We start from the raw sequence: 14,337 nt of genomic DNA, 5'->3' as shown, positions 1-14,337 counted from the left end.
ATAATTATTATGCCAATTGGTACAACTAGTACAGCAATACTTTTAAACATAAATAAACCAAAACATACTAGAACAAGTCAACAACAAGAACATAAAAGTTGATGATGAGAAATTTTAGAAATGATTGGTGTACAAGTAATAGCAGTAGCACTTGCTCCTTTTACTGGTGGATTAAGTGAAAGTTTAGCACTTGGTTTAGGTGCAAGTGATTTACTTGCTAGTATTAGTGCTGTTGGTGTAGAGTTTTTAACTGATTTTACTATTAATCAAGTTTATGATTATTTAAAAGGAAATGTTACACCATTAAATACTTTTTTTAATATATTACCTGCATTTGCTGGACTTAATAGAATTAGTCGTGGTTATCGTACAACTAAATTTATTAGTTTAGCAGAAAAAACTAAAACATTAGAACAAATTGGTATTAAAAAAGCAAAAAATTTACAAGAAATCATTAGTCAAGTAAGTGAAAAACAATTTTTAACAGATAAAATTATTGGAAATAAACGTTATTTATTTAATTATAACCATGCTCCAAATCGCGAAACAATAATACAAAATTTAGGTTTTGTTGCTGAAAGACAATATAAAAATAATTTTGCAAAATTAGAAGTACAAGAATTAAAAAAATATTTATTATTACAAAATGAATTAATAAAGTTAAGTCCACAGTTAACTCCTAAATTTAAAATTAAAGATATTGATAAAGCAAACAATTTTTTACAAAAATATAATACTGATTTAAAAGAAGTATTAAAAATGAACCAACATGACTGATTAAATTTAGTTCATACAATACATGCAGAAAATAGATATGGAAAATCTTTAATTTTAGATTTACAAAAAATTCGTGCTAATGCAATTAAATTTAATTTTAAAAATAGTTCAATTCATAAATTAGTATTAAAAGCAAATCAAACTTTTAAATATTTTGATATTAAATTTTATTTTAAAAAAGGTTTAAATAAATTTTGAAAAGATACTTCATATTTTGAAAAAATAAGAATAAATATTTATAAATTACAAGAGAAATTCGAAAAATTAGAAAAACAAGCATTTGAAAAAATTAATAAATTAAAAGAAAAAACAATTGATGTATTTACAAGTGCTGAAAAGAAAGCAATTAAACATGCACAATTAATTCCATTAAATTCACCAGTATTTATGGCTTGTAAAATTCAACCTTTATCATTAGATAAATGTGGAATTACTATTTATCATCGTAATCCTAAATATAAACCAATTGTAGTTATTGATAGTATTATCAAAGCAGAAACTTTTGTTATTCAAATACATCCATTTCATTGATATAGATGATATAGCGGTTGATATATTGGATATGGAGTTAGTCAAAATAAATGATTAAAAAGTATTGCTTTTGCTCCACCAGTTGTACAACAAATGATTAAATATAGTTTTAAAATTTATAGGCAAATATTAAGGACAATTAGAACTTATCATAAAGTAGTTAATGTTATTAATAATCCTATTGATAATGTCAATAAATCATTTAAAAGGGTGGGTTTAAAATTCTCAGTTAATACTGTATTTGGTACTGGATTGTTAAGACATTTAGAAAAATTTGCATATAATCAAGTTGTAAAAAAAGGAAAGAAAAAATTACAAAAAGAAATTATACATATATCACATAGAAAAACTAAATCAAAAACCAAACGTTATAAAAAAGCATTTTTTAAGGAATGATAAAATATGATTAATAAACTTTGAACTGGTGTCAGTTTAGAAAATTATAATAACTGATATCCATTAACTGGAACAATTACAGAAACACCACGACAATATATAAATACATGACCAAATGTTGATGATTGATTTAAAACATTTGCTATTCGTGCTCAAAATGATATTAATGCTTATCTTGATTTTATTTTATCTAAATTTCCTTTTGATAGTTTTAAAGATGAATTAATTAAAGAAACTTTAAGAGATATGGTTTATGTTATGGTTGAACATTGAGTATTTAATCGTACACCAATTGAATTTAATGTTGATGCTACTATTCAATTTAATAATGGTAATCAATTTAGTGCAAGTAGTACTCCTACGATTAATATTTGAGATTTAGCACCTAGTAGAATGAAAATATGAGCAAGATTAACAGAATTAAAACAAATATTTTCAAATTATAATAATGATGAAATAGATGTTGAAAAAATTGACTTAAAAGCATTTTATACTAGAAACCAAGTTAATGAATTAATTCAAGAACAAAAAGAATTTACATTATCAAAGCAAATAAAATTATATGATGATACCATTAATGGTAATAAAAATGAAACATATAGGGGACCAGTTACAAATTTAATAAATAAAGGTTATGTTGCAACAGAATATGACTCAAAAACTGAAACTATGATTTTAGATTGACCTAATGAAATTGGAACATTACCACCTGATGTTTTACAAAACAATCCACAAATTGGTGATTATACACATGCACCAACTTGTGATTTTTCTGCTAAACAACAAAAACGAATTACTACAAATGAAAATGAAATTACCAAATTAAATAGTGAATTAATTAAAACAAACGAAAATATTAATGATGTTAAAAATAATTGATTTAATATTGAAACTAGTCCCTTATGAAAAAAAGTTGAAAATAATAATATAGAAATATTTAAATGATATTTTATTAAAATCAGTTATCAATATTCAACAGAAAATAACTTTATGAAATTTTATAAAGTAATTAAAATTTATTTAAATAATGTTTTTAACGAATTTGAATTGTTAAATGTTGATTCCATGACTTATGGAGAACAAATACAAAATAAAAATATTTTAAATATTGGAACTATTTACTATAACAATAAAAAGAAACAATTTAGTGGTGGTGGTAATTCTTATCCTGAACTTGGAAAAATTAATTTAATTGGTGATATAGAAGAAATATATCAATATCAAGGAATAGATACACCAACTGAATTTATAGCAGAAGAAAATACTGAACATGATTATTATACAAAACTAGAAACAAATCAATTATTAGATAAAAAACAAGATAAGTTAATTGCTGGTGAAAATATTAAAATTGATGAAAATAATAAAATTAGTGCTACTTGCGGGAAAACTGATTTAACTGATTATTATAAAAAAGAAGAAGTAGATAAAAAATTAGACAATAAAATGGATAAAGACCAATTCAAATATGCTTTTTCTATAAATACTATTGGTACTGAAATTCCTAATTTAGAAACTACTGATAAAACTGTTGCTGGTGCTATTAATGAAATTATCAAAAAACAACCACAACCAATTCCAATTCCTCCAAGTAGTTCAATTTGAAAAGAAGTAGGAATAAGAGAAAAAAATAAATGAGATAATTGACAAATTATTTATGATTTTATAGTTAATAAAAGATATAAAGTTTATTATTCTTGAAATATATATAATAATGTTTTTGCAATTAAAGAATTTATTATAACTAATACAAAAATAGCAGGTGTACCAATAGAAGTTTTTAACAATAATACTAATGTCTTAGTTTTATCAGTACAACACTCAAAATTTATTACTATTTATTCTTTAAAAGGTAGCGATAAAGGTAATACATGAAAATTAGAAGAATTACAGGAATAAAATTATGATTTGAAAAATTATAAAAATTTATTTGGGACGGTAACAAAAACGGAGGATATAATTACTTTTTAAACATTTCTTTAAAATTATAGACAAGAAATAATTGTAATTATATGCAATTGTAAGTAAATATTACTACTAAATTAAATTAATTTTAATTAAAATACAAATATTAAAAAATCAATAAGAAAATTTAATATAAATACACAACAAAAATTCTTATTAACTTTTAATTAATAAGTTTTTAATATTTTAATAAAAATAAAAATTTTGATTATGTTTTAGAATTGACAAGATTACACTTAAAAATAACCATTTTAATATAAATATCTATGCTATATGTTCTATTACCAAGCATTTCTTTTAAAATATATCAAATATTACTTTCAGCAAAAGTACCAATATTTCATTTTGCACCTTGATTTTCAATTCCTTGTTTATTATTTTTAAAATATTGTTTTTTTAATTTTTTATGATTTTTTAATATTTCATTCATATACTTTATTAATTCATCATATTGACCATTTTCAATAAAGTTTCTACAAGTATTATATTCTTCAAAATATTTTCCTTTGTTTCCAGCAATAATTCCTACATACAACTTTTTAACTAAATGGAATTTATCTAAAACAAATTGTGCATCTAAATAATTAGCAACATCTTTAATTCATTCTGCACTATCACCACAAATAATGATTTTTGCTTGGTCAAAATTTTCAAAAAATCTATTTCCTTGTTCTAAAATAAATTCAGCAGTTTTTTGAACTCCAATTTTAGTTTTTGTTGGTCTTATTATTACATCTACTCTTTTATTAACTAATTTATGATTAACATTATCTGTACAAAATAACACTAAACGCATTGAATATTTACCAGAATTTCGTTTAAATTTTCAAAACTTTCGATGTCCATCATCAATACTAATATAAATAAATTGATTTGGTTCTAATTTTATTTTAGGAACATCTAATTTACTAACTTGATATTCTTGAAATAATCTACTAATACTTGTTGTGCTAAATTTTGTTTGTTTCATAGTATGTAAAATGTCAATATACCTTTTTCCATCTGCAAAATGTTCAATAACATTATTTTTGATATCCTGACAAGTCCTTTTGTATTTAGGTAATTGCAATTTTTCATCTAATAAACAAATAGGAACTCATTTTTTTAATTGTTCATCATAATATTTATAATCACGACATTTATAAGTAACAAGACCATTGATAGTATTTCTAGTTCTTGTTTTAATTTTAACGGGGATATATTTTCTATCTCTTTCTTTTAAGATTCTTCAATCTGTTTTTTCTCATTGATTTTTTACATCATCTCTAAATGATTGATACATTCTTTTTGTTGCTTCTTTTAAAGTTCATAAATAATTAAAACTCATATTTTTTCTCCTAACTTTTTTTAAATTTTAAATTTATTGTAAATATATTTAAAAAATTAATTTACTTTTTTATTATAAACATATATAAGTGTAATTTAAAATTAAATCAAAACTTTTTAAAAAACGACTTTCATATTTAAAATATAATAAACAATTTCAATATAATTAATAGTATAGGTATCATAAAATAAACGCCTTTAATTTAGGCGTTATTTTGCATTTAAAAGCATACTTGTAAAAATAATGAAAAATAGTACAATTTAGAAATAAAATTAAGAAAAAAGGAGTAATTAAACATGAATGAACAAAATTCTGAATTACATTATGCTAAAAATATAGCAAAACAAAGAAAAACACAAAGGAATATATTTATTGGTATATCTACATTTATGACTGTATTATTTATTATTTCAGCAACAGCATTAGGTCTTGCTTGTAAAGACGGAAGACAAAAATTAAGTTTTTATTTAAAACCCGACCATACAGCAGTCTGGGGGGGCAACTATATGAGAACATCGTTATGACCATAATATAATTTCATTATATTTTGCAAATAAAAAAGGTGATAAAACAGATATCAAATGAGATGGTACTTATCCTAATGGATATTTTAATAATTAAATTTCAATATTAATATAAGATAATGTTTCATCATTTGAATTAAATAATTGAATATTATTAATATTTATGGTTTTACTTTCTGTTTCTAGCAGAATATCATAATTACCAATACCAAAAATTCCGGAAATTTCTAGTTTATGTAAATTAGAAATTTCTTTTTCTATATTGAATTTAATTTCATTACTAAAATAATCTTTTTGCACGAAATTAAATCAATCTCAACTTGAAAAATATTGTTTTTGACTATTAAATAATTTTAATAACTCTAAAACGTTATTAATTATACTTTTAACCATATATTTACCATATTCACCATTATTTAAACTAATATCTTGTGGTAATAATGAAGGTATGTTATTACTTTCTAGATTATTAGTTAATGATAATCAATTAAATTGGTTATTACTTAGTTTAAATCATTCATTTTGACTAATATTCTTATTTTTAACTTTAATATTATTAGGGTCAGTAAAATCAAAATACTCAGATTTTAAAACAACATAAACATTATCAAAACTTCATCTATCATGACTTGATTTTCTTGTTGGTTTTGATTTTAATTCAAAGTAATAAGGTAATAATAATTTATAGTCATCATCTAAACCTTTATTAATTGATAAATAAGAAAGTATACAATTTGATAACATCATAATTACTTGTTTAAAAATTTTTACTTTTGAATTATTAATAAAATTAGGATTGTCTAATTTTCATTGTTCAAATAAATTATTAATTACATCATGTGGTTTTTGATTTTCAAACTCATTTCTTAATTTTGTAATATCAGGTGTTTCTTTAACATCTGGATTTGCATCATATTTTGGGTCATAACCTTTAAAATTTGCTTGATAATTATAAGTATAACCTAACATATCCATTAATAATTTTCCCAATGTTGTAGTTGGTTTAATTTTATCGTAAGTTAAAACTACACTATCAATTTCATTGATTTTTCAATGTGTTTGTGCAGTTGCTTGTCCTTCTGCAACTTTAATAGTTCACTTTTTATTTTCTAATAATCTAGGACAGTTAGGACCACATGAAGTATCAGTATCTGCTGAAATATAACTACTTTCATCATTTTTTGAAAAAATAAAATTCATTTCTTTTTGAATATTAGTTTGTTGGTTTTTTTCATTAGTAACGATTGTTTCAACATTTTTTAATTCAATTTTTTTAACGTGTTTAAATTCTTGTGATGGTGGATTAGGTATAATTTCACCAATATCTAAATATTCTAAAATAGAATTTTGATTAATGAAATTTTTAGCAATATTTCACTCTAAAATTTGGTCACTAAATCATTGTTGTAAAATATTAACTTTTGGTTGAGTTTGAATTGGTAAAGCATATAATGGAAATAATTGGTTATCATCAGCAATTAATAAATTTGGTGATACTTTTAATCCATCAATTTCACCATTTACTTTTATATTGCCAAATAACATTGTTTTAGGAAATTTTAAAGTTATACTTTTAACCTTGGTATCTTTGTCTAATGGTTTTTGTAATTTAATAATAATTGGATAACCATCTCTTGTTTTAAAATCTTTAATTTTAATAATAGTAATACTTTTAGTACTTCTTGTTTTTGGATTTTGATAAGGTTGTGAATAGTTATTAATGATATATAAATTATCAATATTATTTTCAGTTAATGGTTCATTAATAGATACTGCATATAACTTAAATTGATTTAATAAATTTATTTCTTGAAATATTAAATTTTTAATATCAGTCATACTATATTCAATTGTATTATCATTAATATTAGTACTTGCTCTTTGATTTAATTGCATAGTAAAGTCTGATGTTTCAGCAGCAGTAGTTTTTAATACTTTATCAATATCAATAAAACCTATTTTAATAGTATTTGCTGAAAATCTTAAACTATTATTTTCATTATTTTTAAATAAACGCTCAATTTCATAAATATAAATTGTTCTTTTTTTAAATTCATCGTATGCTCTATTAATATCTGGGTCACTAGTAGCACCCATCATATTAGTAAAATCATATGGAATATTATCAATTAAATAATCATTTTCTACTTCTGCTTGATTAAGTTTAGTTTGCTTCTGTTTCTGTGGAAACTTCGTTTGTGGTTTGTTGTTGTTTTCCATTGTTATCTCCTATTAATTGGTTATTTTCGGGATTAAATAATTTTAATTTAACTGTTAAATTATTAATTTCTTGTTCATCATTAATATTAAATGTTTTACTATTTAATAAATCTTTATCAATTTTCACTAATATTTGAATAAATTTAAGAATATCAATATTAAATTGTCATAATTTTTGTTCAATATAATTAATAGTTGAAATATTAACTGCTGTACTTTCGGGAACTGATTGTTGTGCAGATTTCTTTTGACTTGGTATATGAATACCACAACGTTTAAATATTTCATTAACATTTCAATCATATATATCAGTTAAATTTTTACCTTTAAAATTACTATTTGTCATATTGATATTTTCGTTTTGTTCATTATTATCTCCACCACTTTTAAATATGTAGTTTTTAGTAACCAAAGTTCTTACTGCTTCTTCTAATGCTGATTGAACATTACCATAAGTTTGACTAAATATAAATTTAGGTGAGTTTAAAATAGTATCTAAAACAATTTGTTCATAAATAACATCTAATGCTTTAATTTTATCCATTACTTTATCACAATCTGCTTGTTCATTTGCTTTATTTCTCATAATTGCTATTGGTATATAGTTAATGTTTAATGTTTGTTCTTGTGATAAATTAGGATTATTAATGTATGATTTAAAATCTAATGGAAATTGTTTTTTATTATCACTAATACTATAAATTGCACGATTAATTGTTACTTGTTCATTATTTAATGTATAAACTTCGAATAATCTTACAGTTTGTGCATTTTGTTGATAACTATCATAAAAAATAGTACATTCAATTAATTTACCAGTAATATCATAAACTCTTTGTTGTATATCAACTACTTGAAAATATAAATTATCATTTGCAATATAAATTAAATAACCACTAATTCCTAATTTACTTAATTTAAAAATAGAATTTCAATTTTTTCTATAAAATTCTTGTTGAATTAAATATTGTTTAATGGTTTCATTATTAATTTCTAATGGAGCATTATATAAATTAGCATTATTTTCTGCTACAAAATCAGTAAAATAAGTTTCATGGTTAAAATCATTAAAACCAAAATAATTTAAAATAGAAGCATGTGTACTTTTATTTTTATTAGTTAAAAATTTTAATTTTTCACTTTGATTATCATTAATATTATTTTTTTCTTTTCTTTTAAATAAACTTAGCATAATATTCACCACCTTTCTTTAAAATATTTGATTAATTTTTAATATAATTTTTACAATAATGAATATAATTAAACCAGCAGTTGCTGATGATAGAATTACTCCAATTAAACCTAAAATAATTTTTATAATTTTAAAAAACATAATATTATTCCTGTAATTCTTCTAATTTTCATACATTACCTTTTAAATTACCTTTTCCACTATAAATAGTAATCAATTTAGCATGTTGAACTGATAAAATTACTATATTAACACTATCATTAAAGGTTTGTATTGGTACACCAGCAATTTTGTTATCCGTTATAATAAATTCTTGAATAGTATAAACTGGATTATATATACTTCAAGAATAATAAACTCTATAATGTTTATTAACTATAAAATCATAAGTAATTTGTCAATTATCTCATTTATTTTTTTCTCTTGTTCCTACATCTTTTCATTGTTGATTATTTGGACTTGGTGTTGGATTATCTGGTAATTCAATATCTCAACAATTTTCTTCAACTTCATTTGTTTCTAAACTTTTTGAATTAATTTTTATTTTTGGTGTAACATCAACTTTAATTGTATTTTGTAATTCTTCTAATGAAAGAATAGCACCATAATTAATATCTCCACCTTTTAAATATAAACTACAATTAAAACTACTTTCTCTAACAGTTAAAGTTAATATTACATCTTCATCTTTAATTTTAAATTTTGCAAGTAAATAATCTCCACCTAAATAATTACCAGTTTTAAATTCTACTTTATGCTTTATATTTGCTTGATTTACTGGTAATTCATCTAATGTTATAATTACTCTATATACAGTATTAAAATTAATTTCAAACGTATCTCATTCACGATTATTTTTACTTTTACTTATTACTTTTCATATTTCTTTATCTTGTTTTTTATCAATATTTGCTTTATTTTCATTAATAGCACCAGCAACAGTTTTATTAATAGTTTCTAAATTAGGGATTTCTTGACTTACAGCATTCAATTGAAATGCAATAGGGAATTGTGACTTTACATCTTCTAATTTTTTATCAATTTCTGGTTTTGTATAATATTTAGTTGGGTCAACTCCACCACCACTATCTTTAATTCATTGTTTAATAAATTTAGTTGGTGGAATATCTAAATCACCCGTAAATAAACCAGTTCCTAATTCTCTATATTGTAAAACTTTATAAGTAATATCTTCTTTAATTAAAGATAATTTATCTTGTTTTTTATCTAATAAATTATTAGTTTCTAGTTTTGTATAATAATCACGTTCAGTATTTTCTTCTGCTATAAATTCAGTTGGTGTTCCAGTACCTTGATATTGATATATATTATGAATTATTGGTGTATACTTTTTTGTGCTATTAGCAACAATAAATTTTATTAAATTATCATCATATAATAACATTACTTTGTCAATATTAACATCAATTTTTTCAATTATTATTTGTCTATTTTCTATTTGATGATTAGTAATTCTTATATTAGATTTAGTTAATTTATTATTACTTATAATAAGTTGTTTACTATCGATAAAATAATATGTTCAATCAATAATATATCATATATCTGTTTTAATATTTTCATTTTTAACTTTTTTTCATAAAGGACTAGTTTCAATATTAAATCAATTATTTTTAATATCATCAATATTTTGTTTATTAATATCAACTTTATTTTCTAATAATTTAATACTATTTTCATTAGTAGTAATTCTTTTTTGTTGTTTAGCAGAAAAGTCAGCAGTCGCAGCATGAGTAAAATCACCAATTTGTGGATTATTTTGTAATGCTTCTGGTGGTAATGTACCAATTTCATCAGGTCAATCTAAAATCATTGTTTCAGTTTTTGGGTCATAATCAGTTGCAACATAACCTTTATTTATAAAGTTTGTAACACGACCCCTATATATCTCATTTTCGTTATCATTAACTAAATCATCATATAATTTTATTTGTTTTGATAATGTAAATTCTTTTTGTTCTTTAATTAATTCATCAACTTGATTTCTAGTATAAAATACTTTTAAGTCAATTTTTTCAATATCTATTTCATCTTGATTATAATTTGAAAATACTTGTTTTAATTCTGTTAATCTTGCTCATATTTTCATTCTACTTGGTGCTAAATCTCAAACATTAATTGTAGGAATACTACTTGCATTAAATGATGTACCATTATTGAATTGAATAGTAGCATCAACATTAAATTCAATTGGTGTACGATTAAATACTCAATGTTCAACCATTACATAAACCATATCTCTTAATGTTTCTTTAATTAATTCATCTTTAAAACTATCAAAAGGAAATTTAGATAAAATAAAATCAAGATAAGCATTAATATCATTTTGAGCGCGAATAGCAAAAGTTGTAAATCAGTCTTTTACATTAGGTCATGTATTTATATATTGCGGTGGAGTTTCTGTAATTTTTCCAGTTAATGGATATCAGTTATTATAATTTTCAAGACTGACATCAGTTCAAAGTTTATTAATCATAATTTATCATTCCTTAAAAAATGCTTTTTTATAATGTTTAGTTTTTGTTTTAGTTTTCCTATGTGATATATGGATAATTTCTTTTTGTAATTTTTTCTTACCTTTTTCTACAACTTGACTATATGCAAATTTTTCTAAATGATGTAATAGTCCAGTACCAAATAAAGTATTAACTGAAAATTTTAAACCAACACTTTTAAATGATTTATTAATATTTTCAATAGGATTATTAATAACATTTACTACTTTATGATAAGTTCTAATAGTTCTAAATATTTCTCTATATACTTTAAAACTATCTCTAATTACTTGTTGCACCACTGGTGGAGCAAATGCTATTGCTTTTAATCATTTATTACGATTAACACCATAACCAATGTATCAACCACTATATCAACGATATCAATGAAATGGATGTATTTGAGTAACAAAAGTTTTTGCTTTAAGAATACTATCAACAACTGTAATTGGTTTATACTTAGGATTACGATGATAAATAGTAATTGCACATTTGTCTAATGATAAAGGTTGAATTTTACAACCCATAAATACTGGTGAATTTAGTGGAATTAATTGTGCATGTTTAATTGCTCTTTTTTCTGCACTAGTAAATAAATCTGTTGCTTTTTCTTTTAATTTATTAATTTTTTCAAATGCTTGTTTTTCTAATTTTTCAAATTTTTCTTGTAATTTATATATACTTTCTCGTAATTTTTCAAAATATGGTGTATCTTTTCAAAATTTATTTAAACCTTTTTTTAAATAAAATCTAATATCAAAATACTTAAAAATTTTATTTGCATTTAAAACAATTTTATGAATTGAACTATTTTTAAAATTAAATTTAATAGCATTAGCACGAATTTTTTGTAAATCTAAAATTAAAGTTTTTCCATATCTATTCTCTGTATGTATTGTATGAACTAAATTTAATCAATCATGTTGGTTCATTTTTAATACTTCTTTTAATTCAGTATTATATTTTTTTAAAAAGTTATTTGCTTTTTCAATATCTTTAATTTTAAACTTTGGAGTTAATTGTGGACTTAATTTTATTAATGTATTTTGTAATGATAAATATTCTTTTATTTGTTGTGATTTTAAAGATTTAAAATTATTTTTAAATTGTTTTTCAGCAACATAACCTAAATTTTGTGTTATTGTTTCACGATTAGGTGCCAAACTATAATTAAATAAATAACGTTTATTACCAATGATTTTATCTGTTAAAATTTCTTTTCCACTTACTTGACTAATAATTTCTTGTAAATTTTTTGCTTCTTTAACACCAATTTGTTCTAATGTTTTAGTTTTTTGTGCTAACTTAATAAATTTAGTAGTACGATAACCACGACTAATTTTATTAATTCCAACAAATGCAGGTAATATATTAAAAAAAGTATTTAATGGTGTTACATTTCCTTTTAAATAATCATAAACTTGATTAATAGTAAAATCAGTTGTAGCATAAATACCAAAATTAATAGTACTTGCAATAAAATCACTTGCACCTAATCCAAGTGCTATACTTTCACTTAAACCACCAGTAAAAGGAGCAAGTGCTACTGCTATTACTTGTACACCAATCATTTCTAAAATTTCTCATCAAAAACTTTTATTTTCTTGTTGGTTACTTGTTCTAGTATGTTTTGGTTTATTTATGTTTAAAAGTATTGCTGTACTAGTTGTACCAATTGGCATGATATTAATTTCCTTTATTTAAGAGTTATTTTAATTGGATTTGTTGTTCCTTTATAATTTAAGTCATTAATATTTGCAGTAATAGTTATATATAAGTCACCTGCTTTTTGTTTTTGATTACTTACATTAGTTTTTCCTTGTGCATCACTAAAATATTTAATAGTTGGATTTGTTAAATTTGGATTTAATGATTTAAGTTCATTAGTACTTTTTATTTCTGTATTTAATTCATTGTTATTGTTATTACCATTTGCAGTAATATCAGTTGTTAAATTTGTAATCTTAGTTTTTAAATCATTTTTATCATTATTAACAATTGCACATAACATTCAGCGTGAAGTTGTTTCTTCATCTGTTATATAGGGTATTGATTCACCAGTTACTTCTCCACCAACTAAATATCTTCTTCCAACTTTACCATCAGCAATATCTTGAACATATACAACTGTATTTTGTAACATATATCTTTTCATTGCTCTTGGTGTTGCTAAAACAAAAGACATAATTTTAGTTTCATTATTATCAGTAAATGTCATATAATCATCCATTACAATTTGACATAGTACACCTTTAATATATAAATCATTTCCATTTAATCTTAATTGTTGAGCAATCTGATTATCAGTAATTAATCCTTTATTATTAGCTAAATAAACAATACTATCATAAAGATTATTAGTAATAAAAAAACGACAATTATTACTATTTCTTAGTTGAAATAAAGTATTTCAAGCATCTAACATTGATTTTAAATATCCTACTGGTGATTTATCAGTAATGTCTATTTTAGTTGCATATTTTGCAATTACATTTGTATCATTATTTGCTAAATAATCTGCTAAGTCATTAGCAACTTCATATTGCATTGTATTTAATAAATTTTGTCCATTTTCAGCATTTAAATCAACATTAGCAATTATTTCACCCGCAACTGCTTCTTCTTTAATTTCTTTTAAAATTTTAATAGTTTCAGCATAACTAACATCTAATCCTTTGCTTTTATCATTTCATTTTAATACTTTAATTTCTGAATTTTTTGGTTTTTTAACTATAAATTCAATTTTTGTTGAATTAACCATTTCGATAGGAAAAAAACTTGCTCATGGTGAATTTGATTGTTTATAAAATTCTATAAACTCTGGTGCTTCTACTAATTTTTCGGTATTATCTAAATTTTTATTGAATTGTATTGCCATTTTTTGATTTC

Annotated in this window: 10 protein-coding genes; 3 read left to right on the top strand and 7 right to left on the bottom strand. The window is 22.3% G+C overall.

The genetic code is table 4. The features are described 5' to 3' along the window. Positions 1-9: 9 nt before the first annotated feature. Both AACK83_RS07855 and AACK83_RS07850 read left to right on the top strand, forming a co-directional pair. Entirely contained in the window at positions 10-1,707 is a 1,698-nt protein-coding gene (locus AACK83_RS07855; protein WP_338957546.1) for a hypothetical protein, read from the top strand. Between the two features lie 3 nt (positions 1,708-1,710). After that, a complete protein-coding gene (locus tag AACK83_RS07850) occupies positions 1,711-3,603 on the top strand; it encodes a hypothetical protein (protein WP_338957543.1) in 1,893 nt (630 codons plus the stop codon). Between the two features lie 274 nt (positions 3,604-3,877). Here AACK83_RS07850 and AACK83_RS07845 read toward each other — a convergent pair whose 3' ends face one another. Continuing rightward, the gene (locus tag AACK83_RS07845; protein ID WP_338956980.1) at positions 3,878-4,996 is read right to left on the bottom strand and encodes an Mbov_0401 family ICE element transposase-like protein; all 1,119 of its coding nucleotides are present in this window, start codon (positions 4,994-4,996) and stop codon (positions 3,878-3,880) included. 296 nt (positions 4,997-5,292) lie between these two features. Between AACK83_RS07845 and AACK83_RS07840 the strand changes: the two genes are divergently transcribed. Beyond that, positions 5,293-5,526 carry a hypothetical protein gene (locus tag AACK83_RS07840; RefSeq protein WP_338956981.1) on the top strand — a complete coding sequence of 78 codons (234 nt, stop codon included), beginning with the start codon at positions 5,293-5,295 and terminating at the stop codon, positions 5,524-5,526. An 87-nt stretch (positions 5,527-5,613) separates the two neighbouring features. Here the strand turns inward: AACK83_RS07840 and AACK83_RS07835 are convergent, their stop codons facing one another. The 6 genes from AACK83_RS07835 to AACK83_RS07810 are packed head-to-tail and all read right to left on the bottom strand — an operon-like array spanning position 5,614 to position 14,326. Further along, positions 5,614-7,740 carry a hypothetical protein gene (locus tag AACK83_RS07835; protein ID WP_338957151.1) on the bottom strand — a complete coding sequence of 709 codons (2,127 nt, stop codon included), beginning with the start codon at positions 7,738-7,740 and terminating at the stop codon, positions 5,614-5,616. Beyond that, on the bottom strand, positions 7,685-8,932 hold the full coding sequence (locus AACK83_RS07830; RefSeq protein WP_338957148.1) for a hypothetical protein: 1,248 nt from the start codon (positions 8,930-8,932) through the stop codon (positions 7,685-7,687). The genes AACK83_RS07835 and AACK83_RS07830 overlap by 56 nt, the downstream gene beginning before the upstream one ends. Positions 8,933-8,950: 18 nt before the next feature. Beyond that, on the bottom strand, positions 8,951-9,073 hold the full coding sequence (locus AACK83_RS07825; protein WP_255495924.1) for a hypothetical protein: 123 nt from the start codon (positions 9,071-9,073) through the stop codon (positions 8,951-8,953). A 4-nt stretch (positions 9,074-9,077) separates the two neighbouring features. Then, a complete protein-coding gene (locus tag AACK83_RS07820) occupies positions 9,078-11,429 on the bottom strand; it encodes a hypothetical protein (RefSeq protein ID WP_338957178.1) in 2,352 nt (783 codons plus the stop codon). Positions 11,430-11,432: 3 nt separating this feature from the next. Then, positions 11,433-13,130: a hypothetical protein gene (locus AACK83_RS07815; RefSeq protein ID WP_338956996.1), complete on the bottom strand. Its 1,698-nt coding sequence runs from the start codon at positions 13,128-13,130 to the stop codon at positions 11,433-11,435. Between the two features lie 14 nt (positions 13,131-13,144). After that, positions 13,145-14,326, bottom strand: coding sequence for a hypothetical protein (locus AACK83_RS07810; RefSeq protein WP_338957176.1), 1,182 nt, complete (start codon positions 14,324-14,326; stop codon positions 13,145-13,147). Positions 14,327-14,337 lie beyond the last annotated feature (11 nt).

The organism is Spiroplasma endosymbiont of Tiphia femorata, assembly GCF_964020225.1.
Classification (GTDB): domain Bacteria; phylum Bacillota_I; class Bacilli_A; order Mycoplasmatales; family VBWQ01; genus Spiroplasma_E.
Note: the sequence above shows the minus strand (reverse complement) of the source record. Positions and strands in the feature narration are given on the sequence as shown.